19 protein-coding genes are annotated in these 20,644 nt (G+C 68.2%); 5 read left to right on the forward strand and 14 right to left on the reverse strand.

Features of this window, described 5'->3' with window-relative positions; translation table 11 throughout:
• Positions 1–31 precede the first annotated feature (31 nt).
• From R3E10_15485 to R3E10_15505, 5 genes are all read right to left on the reverse strand, one after another.
• Complete coding sequence (locus R3E10_15485; protein ID MEZ4417155.1) at positions 32–760, reverse strand: hypothetical protein; 729 nt, start codon at positions 758–760, stop codon at positions 32–34.
• A complete protein-coding gene (locus R3E10_15490) occupies positions 757–1,278 on the reverse strand; it encodes a sigma-70 family RNA polymerase sigma factor (GenBank protein MEZ4417156.1) in 522 nt (173 codons plus the stop codon). The genes R3E10_15485 and R3E10_15490 overlap by 4 nt, the downstream gene beginning before the upstream one ends.
• Positions 1,279–1,539: 261 nt before the next feature.
• On the reverse strand, positions 1,540–2,685 hold the full coding sequence (locus R3E10_15495) for a dipeptidase (protein ID MEZ4417157.1): 1,146 nt from the start codon (positions 2,683–2,685) through the stop codon (positions 1,540–1,542).
• A 27-nt stretch (positions 2,686–2,712) separates the two neighbouring features.
• Positions 2,713–3,699: a GNAT family N-acetyltransferase gene (locus tag R3E10_15500; GenBank protein MEZ4417158.1), complete on the reverse strand. Its 987-nt coding sequence runs from the start codon at positions 3,697–3,699 to the stop codon at positions 2,713–2,715.
• Positions 3,696–4,943 (reverse strand): prenyltransferase/squalene oxidase repeat-containing protein, encoded by a 1,248-nt coding sequence (locus R3E10_15505; GenBank protein ID MEZ4417159.1) that lies wholly within the window; start codon positions 4,941–4,943, stop codon positions 3,696–3,698. Before R3E10_15505 ends, R3E10_15500 begins: the two co-directional genes overlap by 4 nt.
• Positions 4,944–5,046: 103 nt before the next feature.
• Here R3E10_15505 and R3E10_15510 point away from each other — a divergent pair, with 103 nt between their 5' ends.
• Positions 5,047–5,799: a 5'-nucleotidase gene (locus R3E10_15510; protein MEZ4417160.1), complete on the forward strand. Its 753-nt coding sequence runs from the start codon at positions 5,047–5,049 to the stop codon at positions 5,797–5,799.
• Positions 5,796–6,710 carry a metallophosphatase gene (locus tag R3E10_15515; GenBank protein MEZ4417161.1) on the forward strand — a complete coding sequence of 305 codons (915 nt, stop codon included), beginning with the start codon at positions 5,796–5,798 and terminating at the stop codon, positions 6,708–6,710. The genes R3E10_15510 and R3E10_15515 overlap by 4 nt, the downstream gene beginning before the upstream one ends.
• Positions 6,711–6,739: 29 nt before the next feature.
• On the opposite strand, the gene R3E10_15520 is transcribed toward R3E10_15515, so the two are convergent.
• The 3 genes from R3E10_15520 to R3E10_15530 form a co-directional block, all read right to left on the reverse strand.
• Positions 6,740–7,984: an ATP-binding protein gene (locus R3E10_15520; protein ID MEZ4417162.1), complete on the reverse strand. Its 1,245-nt coding sequence runs from the start codon at positions 7,982–7,984 to the stop codon at positions 6,740–6,742.
• Positions 7,985–8,110: 126 nt separating this feature from the next.
• Entirely contained in the window at positions 8,111–9,223 is a 1,113-nt protein-coding gene (gene arsB, locus R3E10_15525) for an ACR3 family arsenite efflux transporter (protein MEZ4417163.1), read from the reverse strand.
• Positions 9,223–10,008, reverse strand: a complete 786-nt coding sequence (locus R3E10_15530; GenBank protein MEZ4417164.1) for a metallophosphoesterase family protein — start codon at positions 10,006–10,008, stop codon at positions 9,223–9,225. Before R3E10_15530 ends, arsB begins: the two co-directional genes overlap by 1 nt.
• A gap of 358 nt (positions 10,009–10,366) precedes the next feature.
• Between R3E10_15530 and R3E10_15535 the strand changes: the two genes are divergently transcribed.
• Positions 10,367–11,953 carry a Fic family protein gene (locus R3E10_15535; GenBank protein ID MEZ4417165.1) on the forward strand — a complete coding sequence of 529 codons (1,587 nt, stop codon included), beginning with the start codon at positions 10,367–10,369 and terminating at the stop codon, positions 11,951–11,953.
• 42 nt (positions 11,954–11,995) lie between these two features.
• Here the strand turns inward: R3E10_15535 and R3E10_15540 are convergent, their stop codons facing one another.
• The 4 genes from R3E10_15540 to R3E10_15555 all read right to left on the reverse strand — a co-directional run bounded on the left by R3E10_15540 (position 11,996) and on the right by R3E10_15555 (position 15,907).
• Positions 11,996–12,328: a hypothetical protein gene (locus tag R3E10_15540; GenBank protein ID MEZ4417166.1), complete on the reverse strand. Its 333-nt coding sequence runs from the start codon at positions 12,326–12,328 to the stop codon at positions 11,996–11,998.
• A gap of 204 nt (positions 12,329–12,532) precedes the next feature.
• Complete coding sequence (gene dinB / locus R3E10_15545; GenBank protein MEZ4417167.1) at positions 12,533–13,723, reverse strand: DNA polymerase IV; 1,191 nt, start codon at positions 13,721–13,723, stop codon at positions 12,533–12,535.
• Between the two features lie 83 nt (positions 13,724–13,806).
• The gene (locus R3E10_15550) at positions 13,807–14,346 is read right to left on the reverse strand and encodes a PadR family transcriptional regulator (GenBank protein ID MEZ4417168.1); all 540 of its coding nucleotides are present in this window, start codon (positions 14,344–14,346) and stop codon (positions 13,807–13,809) included.
• 229 nt (positions 14,347–14,575) lie between these two features.
• Entirely contained in the window at positions 14,576–15,907 is a 1,332-nt protein-coding gene (locus tag R3E10_15555) for a sodium:solute symporter family protein (protein MEZ4417169.1), read from the reverse strand.
• A gap of 395 nt (positions 15,908–16,302) precedes the next feature.
• Here R3E10_15555 and R3E10_15560 point away from each other — a divergent pair, with 395 nt between their 5' ends.
• Entirely contained in the window at positions 16,303–16,899 is a 597-nt protein-coding gene (locus R3E10_15560; protein MEZ4417170.1) for a flavodoxin domain-containing protein, read from the forward strand.
• Here R3E10_15560 and R3E10_15565 read toward each other — a convergent pair.
• The gene (locus R3E10_15565) at positions 16,884–19,316 is read right to left on the reverse strand and encodes a DUF11 domain-containing protein (GenBank protein MEZ4417171.1); all 2,433 of its coding nucleotides are present in this window, start codon (positions 19,314–19,316) and stop codon (positions 16,884–16,886) included. The genes R3E10_15560 and R3E10_15565 overlap by 16 nt on opposite strands.
• Positions 19,317–19,471: 155 nt before the next feature.
• Positions 19,472–19,927, reverse strand: a complete 456-nt coding sequence (locus R3E10_15570) for a VOC family protein (GenBank protein MEZ4417172.1) — start codon at positions 19,925–19,927, stop codon at positions 19,472–19,474.
• 157 nt (positions 19,928–20,084) lie between these two features.
• Here R3E10_15570 and R3E10_15575 point away from each other — a divergent pair, with 157 nt between their 5' ends.
• Positions 20,085–20,633 (forward strand): TetR/AcrR family transcriptional regulator, encoded by a 549-nt coding sequence (locus R3E10_15575; protein ID MEZ4417173.1) that lies wholly within the window; start codon positions 20,085–20,087, stop codon positions 20,631–20,633.
• The last annotated feature ends 11 nt before the right edge of the window (positions 20,634–20,644 follow it).

Consider the following 20,644-nt stretch of genomic DNA (forward strand, 5'->3'; position numbering starts at 1 on the left):
GGGCGCGTCCGTACAGCGGCGGCCGCGTCGCTCAGGTGGCCCGCTGCACCGCGGTCACCGCCTGCTGCAGCAACCCGAGCTTGGACTGCCACGCGCTCAAGAGGCGGCGCTCCACCACGGGACTGGCGGGATCGGCGGCCAGCGCCTGCTCCGCTTCCTGGATCGCCTGGTCGATGGTGGCGAGGCTGCGCTCGATGGTGGCGCGCGTCTCGGGCTGCAGCACGTCCGCGCCGGCCGCCAGGGCCTCCTCCAACTCCCGCACCGACTCGTCGTAGACGCGGCGCGTGTCGCTGACCGTGCGCACCAAGCCCACCGCCGACGCGGCGGGCGCAGCGGCCGTGACCGAAACCGGCTCGGGCGCCGCGCCTCCGCGACGCACGCCGAGCTGATAGGCCCCCACCGCCATCAGGCCGGCCAGACCGGCGGCCAACAGACCGTTGCGCGACAGGAAGAGCGGACGGCGGCGCTGGGGCAGCTCGATCACGGCGGCGTCTCGACGTGGTGCATCCGAGTGCAGTCCGGCCGCATCGACTTCACGCCCTGACGTATCGTGGTGGATGCGTGCCTCGATGCCCGCCCACAGGTGCGCGGGAGCCCGTGCCTCCAGCGGCAGCGCGGCCAGCGCCGCGCGGGTCTCGGCCAACTCCGCGAGCAGCGTCTGCGCCGCCGCGTCGCTTGCCAACTCGGCCTCCAGTGCGGTGGCCTCGTCGTCGCTCAGCTCGCCGTCCAGATAGTCGTTCAACCGCGCTTCATCGATCATCGATCGAGCACCTCCTTCAACATCTGCCTCGCCCGGTGGACCTGCGCCTTCACCGTTCCCACGGCCACTCCCGTCATCACCGCCACTTCGCGGTACTTGAATCCTTCGATATCCCTCAGCACCAGCGCCTCGCGCGCCCGTTCCGGCAGGTGGGCCAGAGCACGTTCCAGGTCGATGCGCGTCTCCGGAAACGCGTCCTTGGCCACCGCGCCGTAGCGCTCCACGTCCGGATCGGACACCACCTTCTGCTGGCGGTCCGCTCGGGTACGCCGGTCCTGCAACACCACGTTCACCGCGAGCCGATGCATCCAGGTGGAGAACTTGGCGTCGCCCCGGAAGGACCCCAGCCGCTCCCAGGCCCGCACGAAGCTGTCCTGCGTGAGCTCTTCGGCGCGGTCGGCATCGGCAGTCATGCGAAGGCAGAGTCCGTAGATCCGGTCCACCGTCCTGCGGTAGACCTCGGCGAAGGCCGACCGGTCCCCGGACTGTGCCCGGCGGACCAGTGCGTCTGTCGTCACCGCTCCTGCCGTCACAGGCATCCTTCGCTCGAGCTCGAGAGCCGCATTCGTATTCCGCGTCATTCCGAAGGGTCAGACGCGCGAGGGGGCCGGAAGGTTTGGGAAGGAAAAGGGGGCGGGCCGGCGCCGCCGACCCACCCCCCCGTCCTGCTGCAAGGGCTCCGAACCGGGCCCGGCCCCGGCGACCGCCGTCCCGGTCCGCCCCGCAGACCCCCAGGCCCCGCCCGGTCAGGCCCGCCGGACCCGCTGCCCTTGGGGCAGCTACTGGCTGGCCCGGCGCCCGTCCAGCTGTTCGATGGTGGCGGTCGAGGGTCCCCGCTCCCGCTGGATCCGGGCAGCCGCGGCCTCGGCCTCCCGCATGACCCGCAGCAGGTTTTCGCCGGTCAACTTCTTCAGGTCGGCCTCGGTCCAGCCGCGACGCGAGAGCTCCACCAACAGCGCCGGGAAGGTGGAGACGTCTTCCAGCCCCACCGGAGTCGACTCGATCCCGTCGAAGTCGCTGCCCAACCCCACGTGATCGATGCCGGCCACATCCCGGATGTGCTCGATGTGGTCGGCGACGTCGGCGATGGTGGCGTTCCCATCGGCGGAGACGAACGAGGGCACGAAGGTGACCATGACCACCCCGCCGTTGGCAGGCAGGCGGCGCAGCACGTCGTCCGGCACGTTGCGCGGATGGTCGGTGACGGCCTTGGCCGAGGAGTGCGAGAAGATGACGGGCGCCTCGCCCACATCCAACGCGTCGTTCATGGTGGCGGGCGAGGTGTGGGAGAGATCGACCAGCATGCCCAGCCGGTTCATCTCTCGCACCACTTCCTTGCCGAACGCCGTGAGACCGCCGTGGGTAGGCTCACCGGTTCCGGAATCGGCCCAATCGATGGTGGCCGAGTGCGTCAGCGTCATGTAGCGGGCTCCGGCCGCGTAGAACGCCCTGAGCGCGCCCAGCGAGTTCTCGATGGCGTGGCCGCCCTCCATGCCCAGCAGTGACGCGATGCGGCCCGACCCGAAGATGCGCTCGATGTCGGAGGCCGTGGTGGCCAGCGCGAAGGCGTCGGGATAGCGCTCGATGACCTGGAGCGCGATGTCGATCTGCTCGAGCTGCATCTTGGCCGCGCCCGTCTCCGCCGACTCGGCGGGGATGTAGACGGACCAGAATTGCGCGCCCACGCCTCCACGGCGCAGCCGCTCGATGTCGGTCATGCCCGGCGTGCGCGAGCGCAGATCGTAGGCGCGCACGTCGTGCGGGGCAGCGGTGTTCTCGCGGATCGCCCAAGGCAGGTCGTTGTGCCCGTCGATCAGGGGCACCTCGCGCAGAACCTTCTGCACCTTGGCGGTGTGCGCGTCCTGCGCGAGCAGCGGGCCCGCCGCCAACAAGGAGAGGGCGGCGGTGAGATGTAGGAGTCGCATCGGCCTCGAAACGGCGTGAGGAGCGGATCAGCGGCCCGGCGCCCGCCGGGTCGAGACAACCTCCCGGGCGCGACGCCCGAGCTCCCACAACTTGTTCAAGGCCCCCGACGCTGTCGAGAAGCGGGCCGCTTCCAGCTCCACGCGCCGCGCACCGAACCCCTGCTTGAACGCCTGCAGCCCGGGGTTGTCGTCCTGGGCGCCGCCCAGGTTGAAGCACTGCACGCCCTCCGCCCCCAAGCGCTCGCAGAGCGACTGGATCAGGAAGGGGGCAGCTCCATTCTTCCGCCCCTGGGCGGTGGTCCCGGACGACTGGTCGTAGGCGCCGCGGCTGCTCCGCAGGAACAGCAGCGAAGCCATGACCTGCCCGTCCAGGAACGCTTGCGCCAGTTGGCCCGCTCCCGTGGCCAGGAAGGCACCCAGGAGGGAGCGTTCCAGGTCCTCGGGAACGGACTCACCCCGCGCCGCGCGGCGGTCCATGGAGCTTTCGAAGCAGCGGTAGTGGTCGTCCAGCGCCTCGGGCTCGGAGCGCACCACCAATTCCATCCCCGCCTCGCGGGCCCTCCTCACGTTGCGGCGATGCCCGTGGTTGAGCGCGCCCGTGTTGCCCTGCGCGTCCAGGTCGAGGACCCATTCGAAGCGCGGCCAGCGCTCCTCCTCGTCTTCCCAGCGGGGAAGGTCCACCTCGGTCGACGCGAAGGACCCCAGGTAGAGGGAGCGCACGCCCAGGTCGTCGATCAGGAGGCGAACGCCCTCCCAGAACGCGCTCGCGGAAGCGAAGGCCGGCGCGGACGGGATCTCCAGATGGCCGCCGCCCCGTCCCCTTCGGAAGGCCAGGCAGCCCCCCGCCAGGCGACCGCCCGATTCCAGGGCCAGCAGCAGGGTCTCTTCACCGACGCTCCGCCGGGCCGCGGCGTAGGACGGCGTCTGCAGCGGGTTGGTCGGGTAGAGCGCCGCCAGCTCCTGGATCAGCGCATCAGCGGGAGCGGTGGTGCCGACGAACCGCGAGAGGCTCAACCGGCCCGCAGCACCGCGGCGCGCTCGGCGCGGACCGCCAGGGGCGGCTCCGCCGCCAGGGCCGCGACCTGGTCCATGTGCTGCTCCACGCGCAGCGCATCGATCAGGAATTTCGAGGCCCAGGCCAGGTACTCGAACTGGCCGTACTCGCCGTCCACCGGGAAAGACCCCTTCACGCCGCCCTTGCGATCCTGCGGGACGTCCGCGCGCAGGGTGCGGCGCACGAAGCGGTTGGCCGCCTCGGCCGCCTTCCGGTAGTTCTCGTCGCCGATCTCCTGCCAGAGCAGCAACCAGCCGATGGCAATCTGCACGACGCCGGTCAGGCAGACCCAGTCCACGGCCTCACGCCACTCCCCGTCCAGACGCCCCGCCAGGGAGCCGTCCGCACGCTGGGCCGCCATGACTCCGTCGGCGGTGCGCAGCGCCGCGATCAGCAGGTCGCGCTCGCCGGTGAAGCGGTACGCCTCGATGACCCCGCGGAACGCATAGCCGATGGTGTGCGTCAGGGGCGCGTGCGGCTGATCCAGGCAGCACAGCTCGAACCAGCCGTTCTCCTGCTGATGACCCACCGCCCAGCGAACCTGGCGCAGCGCGGCCTCGGCATACCCGCGGGCCGGATCCACCCGGGCCGCCTCGAACAGACCCCAGGACACGTGGGTCTCGTAGGTCTTCTCACCCCGGGCCGCGAAGGGCGTGGGGTGCCCACGCCAGCAGCCGTCCGGATCCTGGTTGGTGACCAACCAATCCGCGGCCCGCCGCATGGACTTGCGGTAGGGGTCCCCGAAGCGGGCGGCCCCGGCGGCCAGGCCCAGCAGGATCTGGCCGGTGTTGAAGGTGACGGGCACCACAGGGCTGGCCCCGACGACCCCGCCCTGGAACGCACCCGACTCCATTTGGATCGAAACGAGCCAATCCAGCAGCCGCCGGCCAGCGTTCTCGATGTGCCGGTCCCGGCGCCGATCCGCCTCGTGGAACAGCGTGGGCGCGATGTACCCGGTGGTCTCCGGATAGGAGGGGCCCCATCCGTCCACCAGCGAGTAGTGGCGCGCCATGCCGCCGTCCTGCGACGACGAGCACTCCTGGGCCCGCAGCAGCCACTCGGTGGCGCGGTCGATGGCCCACTGCGATCCCGGGTCCGCGGACAGCCCGACCTCGCGGTCGTGGCGGACCTCTTCCCGAGCTTCCCGCGGCAGGGCCGACCAGGCCCTGCGCCGCTTCACGTCTCGAACGATCTGCCGAATCACGTCTTTCCACCCCTGGATGACCCGTGAGCCCTCCGGGGTAGCAAGATCCCGGCCGTCCTGAACAACCGTTTACAGGCCCGCTGCGAGGCCGGATCTTCCTGTCATGAATCGCGCTTGGATCCCGTGGCTCCCTGCCCTCCTGCTCGCCTGCTCCGGTCCACCGGCCGCTGCCCCGCGGCCCGCCGAGGTCGGGGTCGCTGTCTCTTTTCGAGCCATCGGCGACTCATTGAGGCCCGCTGCAGACGTGCAGCGCATGGTCGAGCCCTATCGAACCCGTGTCGCCGCAGCGGTTTCCGAGGTCCTGGCCACCGCGGAGGACCGCATCGTGAAAGCGCGCCCGGAAGGGGCCCTGGGCGCGTTGGTGGCGGACGCGGTCCTGGAGTCCGCGCGTAGCCTGAGCACCCACCCGGTGGACGCCGCGCTGGTGAACGACGGGGCGCTGCGCGCGCCCATCCCGGCGGGCCCCGTCACGGTGGGCTCCATCTTCGAGGTCATGCCGTTCGAGAACACGATCACGCTGCTGGAGCTGACCGGGGTGCAGATGGAGGCGCTGGCGGACGAGATCGCGGAAGGCGGAGGCGACCCGGTGGCCGGGATGACCTTCGATCTGCACGGACCCGAGCTGGACGCGCAGGATCTCCGCATCGACGGGACTCCCGTGGAGCCCGGTCGCACCTACTGGGTGGCCGTGCCCGATTTCCTGGCCGGGGGCGGGGGGAGCTTCCGCACGCTGCTGGACCCCATCACCCGGGAAGACCTCCCCTTCCTGGTGCGGGACGCCATCACTCAACACGTCACACGCCTGGGCCGGCTGAGCGATGCCCGGCCGGGCCGCATCCGGGTGACCGGCTCATGATCCGCCGCCACTTTCTGCGCGCGCTCGGTGGGGGCGCCCTGGGTGCGGCCGTGGTGCCGCGCTCCATCCTCGCCGACGACGAGATCCGGTTGGTGGTGCTCCACACCAACGACACCCACTCGCGCATCGATCCCTTCCCGGAGGGCAGCGGAGGGCTGTCCGGCCTGGGCGGCGTGGCGCGCCGCGCCACTCTGGTGCAGCGCGTCCGCGATGAAGAAGAGCACGTGCTGCTCTTCGACTCGGGAGACATGGTGCAGGGTACGCCCTACTTCAACCTGTTCAAGGGCGAGGTGGAGATGCGCACGATGTCCGCGCTCCGCTACGACCTGAGCACGCTGGGCAACCATGACTTCGACAACGGCGTGGACGGCCTGGTGTCGATGTTGGAGTTCGCGGAGTTCCCGCTGGCCTGTGCGAACTACCGGATCGAGGACTCGCGGCTGGCGCCCCGGGTGCAGCCTTCCCGCACGTTCGCGGTCGCCGGCCAGCGTATCGGTGTGTTCGGTCTTGGCATCAACTTCCGCGGGCTGGTGCTGGACCACAACCACGAAGGCGTGTTCTACGAAGACCCCATCGCGGCGGCGCGTACCCGCGCGGAGGCACTGCGGCGGGAAGGCTGCGCCGCGGTGATCTGTCTGTCGCACCTCGGGCACGAGTACCGGGATGACCGTCCCAGCGACGTGCGCTTGGCCGCCGAGGTGCCCGCCATCGACGTGATCCTGGGCGGCCACACCCACACGTTCCTGGACGACCCGCACGTGCACGAGCATCCGGACGGCTCGCGTACGCTGGTGCACCAGGTGGGCTGGGGCGGCGTGCGACTGGGGCGTATCGACCTCACGCTGTCGACTGCGGGTGAGCTGCGTCGGGTGGGCGCGGCGGGGTACCGCGTGGACGGACGGCTGGGGTAGGAGCGGTCCGCCAGGTCAGTCGCCGAGCTCTACAGGACCCGCCACCACGGTGCCGCGAGAATACGCGGACCCAACCACTCCGTCTGGTCGCCTGCGTGTAGAACCAGGCATCCGTGCACCGAGCTCCCGTATTCGTCGCGGAAGGTCCGGAGATGCGCAGCCTCGGAAGGCCCCACCCGAGTCGCTGCTTTGATCTCGATCCCAAGTAGCTGCGGTCCCCGTTCGACGACGAAATCCACCTCCGCCCCGCCAGCGGTCCTCCAGTAGAACAGTGCCGGACGATCCAGCACCTGCCCGTCCCGCCAGGCGAGCAGGTCCGACAGGACCAGGTTCTCGAGGTGAGAACCTGTGGGGCCCTCGACCCCAGCGAGCCGCAACGCGAGCCCAGTGTCAGACCAGTATCCCTTGGGTGTCTTGATCAATCGCTTCGTTCGGTTGACCGCGTAGGCCGGGAGAGGCACCCACTGATAGGAGGCCTCCAGGAGATTGAGCCAGCGGCGCACCGTGGGCTGGGGAAGCTGTACGTCCCTCCCCAACTCGGTCTGGTTCACGAGCTGTCCCATGCGAAGGCAAGCGGCGCCCATGAGCCGACGGAAGTCGACGAGGTTGTCGATGGCAGAGAGATCCTGAAGATCACGCTCCAAGTAGGTCCGGATGTACCCGTCGAACCAGATCGCGCGATCGGTGGGGTCGGTGTACTCCACAGCCGGGACCGGGTAGCCGCCCTCTGCGGCCAGAGTGCGCCAATCAGCCGGAGGCGCAGGCGAGTCGCCGAGTAGCTCTGGCCACTGCTCGCACGGATGATCCAGCAGCTCCGACCAGAGACCCGCACGACCCTGCCCAAGCCGCTCCCGGCGGGTCATGGGCCAAAGCGACAGGTAGCTGGCCCTGCCGGCCAATGACTCAGAGACGGCCTTCATCAGGAGGAGATTGGCAGAACCCGTGAGAATGAATCGGCCGGGTTGACGCCCTCGATCCACAGCACGCTTCACCGCCAGCAGCAGGTCGGGGACCCGCTGAACCTCATCGAGCACCATGGCCCCTGGCCGCTCCACCAATTCGTCGGGAGTCCGCTCGGCAAGTGCCCTGACCTCCAGGTCGTCCAGGGAATGATAGGCCCGGCTCCCCGGCAGGAGATCCCCAACGAGCGTGCTCTTCCCGGTTTGCCGGGCCCCGGTTATCACGACCACGGGCATCGTGCGGGCCACTCGCTGGACCGTTCCGGTCAGGAGCCTGGGTAGTCGCTGATCCGCCATGTGATGAATGATAATCATTCATATTGCGGATAGATAGAAGCCTGCTGGGCCTGGACGAGCGAGGTGCTCGCGAGCGTTCGGCGCGAGGCGGATGTCCAGCTCTAGAGGGGGAGCCAGGGCAAAGCGACGGGAGCCGACTCGTCCTCAGCCCCCCTTCACCCCCGACGGCACGGCACAGTTGGACACGCTGGCCAGCTCCGCCGCGCTGTCCGGGAAGTACCGGACCCGCCAGCGCAACGCCACGTTCACCAACGCGATCAGCACCGGCACCTCCACCAACGGGCCGATCACGGCGGCGAACGCCGCACCGTGGCCGATGCCGAAGGTGGCCACCGCCACCGCGATGGCCAGCTCGAAGTTGTTGGAGGCGGCCGTGAAGGACAGCGTGGCCGTCTGCGGATAGGTGGCGCCCGCCGCGCGGCTCAGGAAGAACGTGACGCCGAACATCAGCACGAAGTAGATGAGCAGCGGCACGGCCACCAGCAGCACGCGGGTGGGTTGCTGCAGGATGGCCTGCCCCTGGATGGAGAACATCACCACGATGGTGAAGAGCAGCGCCACCAGCGTGATGGGGCTGATCCTCGGGATGAACGTCTCCCGGTACCACACGTCGCCCTTGAGGCGCCGGAGCAGGAAACGCGTGGCCATGCCCGCCAGGAAGGGGATGCCCAGGTAGATGAAGACGCTGACTGCGATCTGGCCCATGGTGACGCCCACCACGGTGCCGGGCAGTCCCAGCCAACCGGGCACCACGGTGATGAAGACCCACGCGTACACCGAGTAGAACAACACCTGGAAGATCGAGTTGAAGGCCACCAGGCCGGCCGCGTACTCGTTGTCGCCATCGGCCAGCTCGTTCCAGACGATGACCATGGCGATGCAACGGGCCAGGCCGATCAGGATCAGCCCTACCATCAGCTCCGGATGGTTGTGCAGGAACAGCACAGCCAGGCCGAACATGAGCAGCGGCCCGATCACCCAGTTCTGCACCAACGACAGCAGTAGCACCTTCCCGTCGCGGAAGACGTCGCCCAGCTCCTCGTAGCGCACCTTGGCCAGAGGCGGGTACATCATCAGGATCAGCCCGATGGCGATCGGGATCGAGGTGGTGCCTACTTGTGTGGCCTGATTCAACGCTACGACTCCGTCCGGCCAGGCGTAGCCGATGCCGATGCCCGCCACCATGGCGGTGACGATCCAGACGGTCAGGTAGCGGTCCAGCAGGGAGAGACGGCGTCCCACACCGGCGTTCGACATCAGGCTTTCCGCTCCGATGGGGTCGGCGGCGCCGGGCGCGCGGCGCCACCGGCCTCCAGGTAGTCCGCGAACTCGTTCGGGAGATCGCTCTCGCGGATCGCGCTCGCCGCACGTTGCACGTCGTACGCGACACGTGGGAACTGCACCGCCGCGTGCGTCCCGTCCATGTCCACCAGCGCGTAGCCCGCCCGCCAGTCGCCGTCCTTGGGACGCCCCACCGACCCGGTGTTCACGAAGTGGATGCCGCCCACCACACGGTGCCACGGCTTGTGGGTGTGCCCGAAGGCGACCACATCGCCGGGCTTGGCGCCGAGGTGCCCCGCCATCTTGCTGCAGAAGTCGTCCGAGCGGTCCTCGGTCCAATAGACGGTGTTCAGCACCGGGTTGCCGTGCACCAAGATCAGTGTGGGTCCCGCGGCGTGACCGCCCAGCGGGCGCAGGTCCAGCCGGAACGGGAGCGCACCGAGCCACGCTCGCGTTGCCGCGGAAACGTGAGCGCGGGTCCAGGCATAGCTGACGTGACTCAGCTCTTCCTGGCGCGGGTCTTCGTAGCGGCAGCCGCAGTGGGCATGGTCCGTGGCGGTGGTCGAGTCGTAGTTGCCCGCGATGCCGGGGATGCCCTTCTCCCGCAGAAGCGCGACGACCTCGTTGGGCCAAGGAGCGTAGCCGACCAGATCGCCCAGGTGGTAGACGGCGTCCACGTCCGCGCGGGCCTCGATGTCCGCCAGCACCGCCACCAGGGCGGGCAGGTTGGCGTGGACGTCACTGATGAGGGCGATCTTCATGGGTGGCTATTCCATCTCCGGATGCGCGTTCGGTGGAGCGGCCGAAGCGGGGTGGTTGAGCACTCTCCGCGGAGGCTCGAAATATATCAATGAAACTTGATGGCTCAAGCGGGTTTTGGGCGGCCGGAAAGCTCGCCCCGCTGCTTTTCGCAATCAGGCATGTATGCAGAATTGTGACACCCCGGTATACAGGTGCCGCCCACTGGCGAATGCGGCATCGGGCCGAGTAGCCTATGTTCGTGGCCTTGAATCCTTAGGATCTCGGCCGAAGCACGTCTCACCTGAGGATCCCGGCCCCAGCCCTTCTAGCATCCATGTATGCAATTTGTTATCATTCATGTATGCATTCATCTAGCGAATGGGCACGCGCTCCGACGACCTCTCCGCCTCCCAGGGACGACCGGTAGCGATGGCCCAGGGCACTGGTCCGGCTCAATGGCTGGCCGAGCACGCTGCAGAGGGTCCTCCCGTCTTCCTGGGGGAGGAGATCCCGGCGGCCACCCTCGCGGCGCTGGACCGAGCTTCGATGGTGTCGCGGACCCCCGGTAGGGTCCTCGTGATCCACTCGCCAATGGACGACCCCGAGAGCGTGAAGAAGGCCCTCTTCTGGGCCATCGTTCAGAAGACCGCGGAGAGGTACGCCCCGGCGGTCGTCGAACGCGACTCTGCCCTTCGGCTCTACGTCGGCTCGACCACTCCAGGGTCCGAGGTCCGCATTCGCCATACCGGACAATCGCGCTGGCGTCAGGACGTTCTTCCGGGCGTGTCACTGCGGCTCGTACACGGCCCGGTGGACGCGGTCGCCCACGTGAACGTCGGCGAAGCACGGATTCCCATCGAGACACCAGAACGGCTTCTCTTGTCGTTGCCGCTGAACTTTCTGCGTGACCCGACCGACCTCGTCCGCCTGCTGGTCTGGCTCAAGTCCCTCGTGGTCGCAAGACCGGCGCTGCTCGAGGCGTACCGAGCCTTCCCGCGACCAGTCGTGCTCAAGCGAATCGCCAACCTCGGAAGGGACGTGGGCAACGAGCGGCTCGCGGATCTCCTGGACGACGTCGTCGCCACGGAACAAGCGGTGCGGATCAGTCGTGCGCGCACGGGAGCGGGTACCACGTTCGTAGTCCCACCGCAGATCGCTCAGCTGCGAAGCACCAGGAGTCCGTGGCTCGACCGACTGCGTCTGCTGATCCAGGACTCGATCGCTCAGACCAGGCGAGTCTTGGGTGGCGCTCAGGCGCCTGCATCCCGGTACGATCTTGCCGCCCTTCTGGAGTCAGCTCGCGAAGGCAAGGCATACGACGCGTATCACTCCTCCTCGATCGAGGGTTATCGCCTGCGCCTTGATGAGGTCTCTGCGTTCCTTGCGGGAAGCACCGATGCCGGGCCCGGCATCGAGAACCTGAAGGCCCGTCTGGCCGTCGCGGGATATGGCGACGCGTTCGACGCGCTGCTGGCAAGATTGGCGGATCAGGGCGGCGCTATCCCGCTGACGCCTGGCCTGGCTTTGGATCTCTACACGGACCTCTTCACTCCGTCCATCGAGGCCGGGCTAGTGGAGTCAACGGCCCTCTGCCGGTTCCGGGAGGGCCCTGTGTTCATTCGGGACACACTCTACACGCCCCCGAACGCGGACAAGGTCCCTGGAATGCTGGATCTCCTGTTCGACGAGATCGATGCGCTTCCGGCCGACGAAGGATACCTGAAGGCTACGCTCGTCCATCTGTGGTTCGTCTGGATTCACCCGTTTCCGGATGGGAATGGTAGGGTTGCACGGTTCCTCATGAACACGGCCCTGCTCGCAGACCGCCGACGCTGGTTGACCATCCGGGTCGAGCAGCGCGGTCCATACTTCGCGGCCATCAAGCACGCACAGACGAACGAGGATTCTGTCCCATTCGCGCGGTTCATTCGGGGCTGCATCGAGGAGTCGGGCCGGATCACCTGAAGCCCCCACCACCCCGAGTCCGGTGCTGGTGGCTCCCCACCCTCACCGCTCCAGCCGATACACCCGGACCAGCTCAACACCGAGCTCGTCGCGCTCCAACGTCACCACGTGGTCCAGCCCAGCGTCCAGCACCTCGGCACCCCACGGCAACGCCACACGGGCAATCACGCCGTCGGTGACGGAAGCGATCTGCCACCATGCGACCGGATTCGGTGCGCTGTATTCGCGTGCCCAGAGGCTCGACTCCCTGTCGACATGCAGGTCGTCGAAGAACGGAACCGTAGGCGAACTCGCCTGGTCCCTGTCCCTGGCGCCCGACGATACGTAGCAGCACTCCGTTCGCGCCGAAGATGCGGATGTCGTGCGTGCCGGCATTCAGGACCGCGATGGACCCGTCCGCCAGCCTGGCTGCGCCACGGACCTGATAGAGGTCGTGCCCAGGTGCATCCGAGCCCCCGATGGAGACCATCGGATGCTCCGAGATCGTCCAGGTCGGCGCCTGAGCCGCGAGCCCGGACAGTGCGCCGCAGATCGCAAAGCCGAGCGCAATGACCAAGCCCACGGAACCCGATCCCCTCTTCAGTCGGGCAGCAACGGCACCGACTGCCGCTCCTTCTGGCCCAGCAGCGCGCCGCGCGTGATGGCTTTGGAGCCGAGCTTGTCGCGAAGGCGGTCCACCGCCGCGTCCAGCGCGGGCGCCTCACGCCGGTCAAGGGGCAGCGCGAGCTGCACCGCGGCGCCGCTCTCGAGATTGCCCAGCGAGACTCCGATGAGGGTCAGCCCTCGGCTCCGGATCTCCGGCATGGCCCCAGCGAGCAGCCCGCGTGCCGCGGCCAGCAGAGTATGCGTCTGTGCGGTGGCCTCCGCGAGCGTATTGGAGCGGGTGGCGCGCGTGAAATCACCGAACCGCAGCCGGATGGTCACGGTGCGGCACACGCGACCTGCACGGCGCAGCCGTCGCGTGACGCGGTCCATCAGCTCCATCAGAGCCACGTCCAGATCCGCGTGCGAACGCCATGGGCGTCCAAGAGCGCGCTGGGCTCCCATCGAGCGCCGGCGGCGTCCGACTTCGACCGGCCGCGGGTCGCGGTTGTGCGCCAGCGCGTGCAGGTGGCGGCCAGACGCCCGTCCGAGAATCGCGATCAAGGTCGCTTCGTCGAGGGCAGCCACCTGGGCCACGGTCGTGATGCCGATCCGATTCAGCTTCGCGCCGGTCTTCGCGCCCACGCCCCAAAGCCGGCCAACGGGGAGTGGATGAAGAAACTCGAGCTCGCCGTCTGGCGGAACCAACAACAGGCCGTCCGGCTTGGCCACGCCGCTCGCCACCTTGGCGAGGAACTTGGTGCGCGCGATGCCCACCGTGATGGGCAGGCCCACGCGTTCCCGGACCTGCTGGCGCAGCCGCTGCGCAATCTCCAGCGGCGTTCCCGCGATCCTCTCCAGACCGCGCGCGTCCAGGAACGCCTCGTCGATCGACAATCCCTCGACCGCCGGCGTGGTGTCCTCGAACACGGCGAAGACTGCGCGACTGGCGTCGGAGTAGGCCGACATGCGGGGCGGCACCACCACCGCGTGTGGACAGAGGCGGCGGGCCTGCCCGCCTCCCATCGCGGTGCGGACTCCGTAGGCCTTGGCCTCGTAGCTCGCCGCCAGGACCACACCTCCACCCACAATGACCGGCCGGCCCCGCAGCCGGGGGTCGTCCCTCTGCTCCACGGACGCGTAGAAGGCGTCGAGGTCGGCGTGAAGGATGGAGGCGTCGGCTCGCATGCTGGAGGTTGGCACCAGACGGGGGGATCGCGCCACTGATCCTCGGGGATGCGCCGCCTGTGTGGCCGAGCAGCGGTCGACCGCTACAGCTCTTCGATCTCCTTGCGAGCGCGGTCCAGGATCTCCCGCACCTTCTCCATCTTCTCCGTGCCGGAAGACGCCACCGTCCGGAACGCGGCCTTGGACAGCCGTCCCCAGCTCCCCCAGATCTCCGCCGTCTCCGGCCCCATGTTGGTCCCCCAGTCCTTCCACCCGGTCGCGCGTTGCCAAATCGCGCTGATATGCTCTTCGTTGCGCGACAGCTCCTCGCGCCCCGACGGGGTGAGATGGTAGACCTTCTTGCCGTCCTCCTCGGAGAGCCGGACCAGGCCCTCGTCCTCGAGCTGTTGCAGGACCGGGTAGATGGTTCCCGCGCTGGCCCGGTACATCCCCCCGGAGCGCTCCTCGAGCCGCTTCATCAGCTCGTAGCCATGGGCGGGCTCGTCCGCCAGCAAGGACAGGAGCGCCAGGCGCACCTCCCCCTGTCCGAAGAAGCGCCGACCCGGGCCTCGTCGGTGACGATGGCGGCCCGGACGCCGCGGACCGACTCCAGCGTCCCAGTCGAAGATCCAATCGAAGTTCATTCCGCGTCTCCAGCCGCGTGGGCGACACCCTGACATTCAGTCTCTCCTCGAGGTGGCGGCAACTCGACCCGACCGGATCCGGCGCCTACCTCTGATACGTTCTATATGGTGTACTGACTATCGTACGATATATCGACGCAATAGTCCGGTCAATGGATCCGGGGCAGATCGGGGAACTAGCGGCTGACGGTGTCCATGTCGGCCATTCCTGGGATCCCCGAGGCCGCCCTCATCCCTCCAGCGGGACCAGCTCCCGAGTGGGAGCGGATCCCAGGGCGGCGAGGGCCAGATACGATCCGGCCGCGGTAGCGAGGGAGGTGAGGTACGGGTAGGGAAGCTGCAGGAGGTGAGCGCCGAGCACCCACGTGACCACGCCGGCCACCAGGGCCGCCACCGCGGAGGCCGTGCCGCCGATCCGGGTGAAGAGTCCGAGCGTGACCACGACCACGATGCCCGCGCTCCCGAAGGCGGACGCCTCCTCCACCAGCGCATAGACGCGGTCGGCGCGCAGCGCCATGGCGTACGCCAGCAATCCGAAGAGGGCCACGCCCGCGCGCGCAATTCGCACCTTGGCCCGCTCGCTCAGGTCGGGCTTGAGCTGCACCACCACGTTGTGCGACACCAGTCCCGCCGACATCAGGAGAGCGCTGTCGACGGTGGACAGGATGGCGGACACCAGACCCCCGGCGAACAGCACGTACAGCAGCGTCGGCAGATAGGCCTGGGCCAGCGTCGGCAGGATCTGTTCAGGGTGGTCCAGGCCGGGAAGGAGCACCGCGCCCGCGAGCCCGAGTCCGACCGGCATCAGCCCGATGACCAGGTAGGAGAAGCCCGCTACGACGGTGGCGTTGCGGGCCAGCGTCGCGGAGCGCGTCGCGAGAATGCGCGCCGCCAGCTCCGCCGCCACCATGGAGCCCACCACGGGAATCGTCCACTGCTCCACGATCTCGAGGAGGGGCCGGGGCTCCGCGCCGAGCGGGTTGAGCATCCTGGGGTCGATCGAGGCGAGGGCCTCGGCGCCACCGTTCCTGAGCACGGCCCAGGAGAGCGTGGCGAGCCCGAGGATCAACGCGATGCCCTGCACCATGTCCGTCCACGCGTCGGCCAGGAGGCCGCCGAACATGGTGTACGCGATCACGACCCCGGCCGCCAAGGTGACCGTGGCTTCGATCTCGAGCCCGGAGGCGGACGAGAGCACCTGCCCGAAGGCACGCACCTGAGCGGCGGCCCAGAAGAGCGAGGTGGGCACCATCAGCAGCACCGCGATCTTTTCGACCGGTCCGGCGAAGCGGATGCGGAACAGATCGGCAATGGTGGTGAGTTTCAGGCGCCAGAGCGGCACGGCGAAGATCGCACCCGTGAGGATGACGCACAGCGCGTAGCCGAAGGGGTCCGCCGACCCGCCCGAGAGCCCCATCTCGTAGATGGCCCCGGCCGCCCCGATGCAGGTCTCGGCTCCGAACCAGGTCGCGAACACCGTGAAGGTCGCGATCACCGGACCGAGGGACCGGCCCGCCACCAGATAGTCCGCCTCGGTCTGGATACGACGCGAGACGATCACTCCGATGGCGAGCTGCGCCAGGATGTAGACCCCGATGCCGTAAACGACGGGATTCAGGGGCGTCCTCCGTGGGCGGCGAGGGCCCGAGAGGGGTTGCAGAGGGCGGAAAGCGCGGATGTTACCGGGCGCGCGGGGGCGCCACAATGCTGGGGGTGCGGGCGGGGTTCGCGGGATCGACCCGCGGCGGTACCCCGGAACTCGGCTGGGCACCGCAGTTGGGCGCGGGCGGTCGCCGACGCTGACGCGCGCGGCCTTCCGCTGCTCCCCACGGCCACCTGCGGAACCAACCCGATGGTGGCGCTCCCGAGCTGTCCCCAGCTTCCGATACGCCCACGCGCTCCGAACTGCGGGAGGGCGCGCCGGTTCGGTCACACCACGTCAACGCGGGGGGTGGGATGAATGGCGCCATCGTCTTCTCGGGCCGATACGGCAGCACCGCCCAATACTCGCAGTGGATCAGCGAGGCCACTGGACTTCCGGTCTTCGATCTGGCCGAGGCGAGTCCAGACCTGACTCGCTACGACTTCCTGGTGCTGGGCAGCTCGGTGGTCTTCTTTCGTGCGACGATCCGGAAGTGGCTGAAAGCGCATTGGCCCGATCTCGAGGGCCGGCACCTGATCCTGTTCACGGTGTCGGGTGCCGCTGACGGGCCCAAGCTGCGGAAGTGGATCGCCAAGAGCTTCCCGAAGGAGGTGCTGGCGGGTATGCAGTACGTGGCCCTACGCGGCAGGCTGAAGCACGAGGATGTGAGTTGGTGGCTCAGAATCCTCCTGAAGATCGGGGCGCTGATGAACCCCGACCGCGAGGCCGCTGCGGACGAGATGCACGGGTTCGACTACATGGACCGGGACAGCATCGAGCCGATCGTGAGCATGGTCGAACGGCTCCAGTCCGAGTCTGGGGTGGTCCGCGCCGGAAGGGGTTCATCCATTCGCCCATATGGTTCGGCACAGCTCCACCCACCCCGGCAAAGCACTCAATTCACGCGCTGACTGTAGGGGGCCTCGTCATTCGTGGCGTCGGCGTCCGGCTGCTCTCCAATCACGGTCCACGTCGACGTGTGCACACCCACGGTGGCACCCTCGAAGGAGATGGTGATGTCCACCTGACCGCCAGCCGGAATGGCTCCTACCTCGCAGGTGACCGCGCCTGCCCCGTCGAGCGCACACGTCGCCCCACTCGCCGAGAGGAAATCCAACCCGCTGAGCGCTGTCGACGCCACGGTCGACCCTGACGATTCGGTGGGGCCGTGGTTGGTGACCCGGAACACGGTGTGCATCGTGTCTCCCACGAACCGGTTGTCCTCCTGGGACACCTTGGTCAAAGCGAGGTCCGCGGCACCGTCGTTGTCTGCGATCGTGATCGGGACCAGCACGGGAGGTGATGGGCTGCCCCCCTTCCCTGCACCGACCAGCACGTGCCGGAGCGTGTCCACATGGGGACCTTCCACCCAGGCATCGTCGATGGCTTGCACCGCCAAGGTGCGCGGAAGCATCCACTCGGTCAGGAGGATGTCCACCGGGCGTGCGCCCGTGGTCTGCCCGAACGCGGAGGTCGCCTCGAGCAGAAGATCGCCACTGGGAGGAGCGTCGCCCAGACAGACACGGTAGACCTGCGGCGCACCGCCCTCGCTCAACGCGAACGCCGCGGGTGTGGTGTAGAGCGGATCAGGGCCTGGGCGGTATCCGGCCAGCGCCAACAGGCCGAGCGGGTTGTGCAGCCGCCAGGCCCGGTTGGGACCCGTGCTCAGGCCGGAGAAGGAGTCGAACGTGCCGCGCGGGACGAGACCCTTTCCGCCGTCCGTGATCACCGGAATCACCTGACCGCACACGCCGCCTTGGAAGGGGGACAGGGTGCGGACGGTGAGCTTCCCTCCGTACCCCACCGCGCCCGTCACGGACACACGGTCGAACGACCCCGGCGTGGTGTCGGCGACCTGGATGACGAGCTCGCTGGACGCGTCCAGGAAGAGAGCTCCCATGCTCAGGGTTCCCAGACGGGGGTCAGGCAGGCCGGGCAGCGTGGCGCGTTGGAATCCCGGCTTCACGGTTGCCCCTTCGGTGAACACCGCGCCCAGGGATCCAGCGCCCTCCAGGGTTCCACCCACCATTCTCAGCTTGCCCTGCATCTCGCCTGCCCGTTCCGACGTGAAGGTGCCGTCCTCCAGCGTGAGCTCGGCCCCAGCGGCCACCGAGACGAGGCCGGCGTTCTGGAACTCCGGATAGCCCCACTGTTTGTAGATGCGGAGAGGTTCTTCGGTCGACAGGGTCCCTGTGTTCAGGAACGACACGAGCTCCATGCTGAACTCGGCGCCTCCGACCAGCGCAAGCAATCCCGAGTTCTCCACGCCGTACCACGAACCCATGTCCAGCTCGACCTGTTGACCCGCCTCGGCCTGGATCTCGACGTCGCCGTGGTTCACCCAGGGGCTCTGGCCATCGTAGCTCCAGAAGTCGATCGTGTCGCCCGGCTCCGAAAGCACCAGGCGACCGCCCGACTCGATTCCCCCCTGGATCTGCTTCACGCGGCTCGCCTCGAGGTTGCCGCCCGTCGAGGCGTTCAATGCCAGATCAGGAAGCTCCGATCGAACGACGGATCGACCGGAACCCCCGACCAGCGACGGGAGAGTGCCTCCGTTCCACCAGAACATCCCGATGTCGGAGTGAACCCTCAGGGGCGCCGAGCCGCCGATCGTGCCGGCCAGGTGTGCGAACCACAGGTAGTAGTGGTCGGGGTGCGTCACCTCGACCTCGCCGGTGCCCTCGGTGAGCATGAATCCATTGTTCGTGAACCACGGGAAGTAGGTCCCCACTTCGACCAGAACGGACGTGCCCCCCGGGAGATACATGAAGCCGTAGTTGTAGTAGAGGTTGAACCTCAGCGTGGCTCCGGAGCCGCTGCCGCTCGTGTCGTTCACGTCGAGGACGCCGTAGTTCTCGAAGTAGGTGGGGAGGAAGGTCGAGGGGTTGCCGTGTGGAGACCCACCCAGGTACTCGCCTCCGGACACATCCATTTCGAGCCGGCCGTTGACCTCGATCAGCAGGTTCCGCTTGATGAGCAGGTCGTGCTCCGTTTCCACGGTCGCCCAGGCCCCGGTCCCGCCGATCTTCAGGTTGTTGACGGTCACGGCTGCGTCGATCGCGACGTCATAGGTGCCCGAAGCCTCGATGCACACGTTGTCGGTGTCCGTCGGTATGCCCGTCGGTGTCCATGAGCCCGCATCACTCCAATCCCCGTCCACGCCGGCAGCCCAGGAGCGGGTGCACGTGAAGGAGACCCGCGGAGAAGCGGTGGCGACGAGCGGAAGCGCCTCCGATGGAGCCTCTTCGGTGAGATCCGGCGCGGTGAGAGGCTCGGTGCAGGCTGAAAGCACCGTCAGGCACGTCGTCCAACTCAGGAGCCGCCGCATCGTGTCGCCTTGGGACCTTGGGTTCGGGGCGCGCCGATGCGTGCCCTCTCAGCCCACGGCGACGGTTGGCTTCTCAGTTGGACAGGGGCGCCTGGGTCGATCGCTCGTCTCGGTCCAGACGACTCACCTACTCTAGGATTTCGCCGGGCACTCGCTCAGCCCGTGAGGGCGGCCGAGAAGCGCCGCTGCATTTCCTCGGGGCTCACCTGCTCTTTCGGCGTGGCAATGCTCCAACTGAACCCGAACGGGTCCATGACCATGCCCGAGCGATCTCCGTAGAACTGGTCCCTCACCGGCCTGAGCTCGACGGCGCCTGCGTCGATCGCGGTCCGCATCGCTTGATCCGCATCCTCGACGTAGAGCAGGAACTTGATCGGAGATCCGCCGATCGTGGGAGCGCTCAGGGCTCCAAAGTCGGGATACTCGTCGCAGAGCATGAGCTCGGAGTTGCCGATCCGCAGCTGAGCGTGTCCGATCTTCCCGCTCGGCTCCACGAGCCGGTAGAGCTCCACGGCGCCGAAGGCTCGCCGATAGAAGTCGATGGCGGCTGCGGCGTCCCGCATGATGAGGTGGGCGGTGACGGTCTGGCGTGGGGGCGCTGCGGTAGGCATACCGACTCCTTGCTGGCTATCCCGGCAGGGTTGGCCGTGTTGACATGCTTGGTGAATATCGATACGATACGTACCGTATATGAATGAACCGCCCTCTGTCAAGCGGCCCGCAGCGAAGCCTCGGGGACGACCACGGAGCCCGGCGACCCGGGATCGGGTGCTGCAGGCGGCCCGGGCCCTCCTGGACGAGGGCGGCCCCACGGCCGTGACCATGGAGGCGGTCGCCGCGCGCTCGGGTGTGGGGAAGTCCTCCATCTATCGCCGTTGGCCGAACGCGCACGCGGTGCTGATGACGGCCCTCATGGAGGGGGAGCGGGGGGCCAGCGCCCGCGGGAGGCGGATCTCCCCGCTCGCAGCTCTGCAAACGCAGCTTCGCGAGATCGTTCGCGCGTTCGCGGCGCGGCGGGGCCGCACCGTCGCCATGATGTTGGCCGCTGCCGATGACGACACGGAGCTCGCCAAGGCGTTTCGCCAATACGTGATCCTGGCCCGTCGTCAGGAGGGTCGGGCCCTCCTGACCGCGGCGGCCGAGTCGGGGGAGGTGCGTCCTGACATCGACGTGGACGTGGTGCTCGACCTGCTCTACGGACCGATCTTCTTTCGCATCCTGGTGGGTCACGCGCCGGCGGACGAGGCGTTCGCCGAAGCGCTCTTCGAGGAAGTGACGCGCGGGATCGAATCACCGCAGGACCGAGCGCGGTACTGACCGTGGATCGG

The sequence above is a fragment of the Gemmatimonadota bacterium genome (assembly GCA_041390105.1).
Taxonomy (GTDB): domain Bacteria; phylum Gemmatimonadota; class Gemmatimonadetes; order Longimicrobiales; family Gaopeijiaceae; genus JAGQIF01.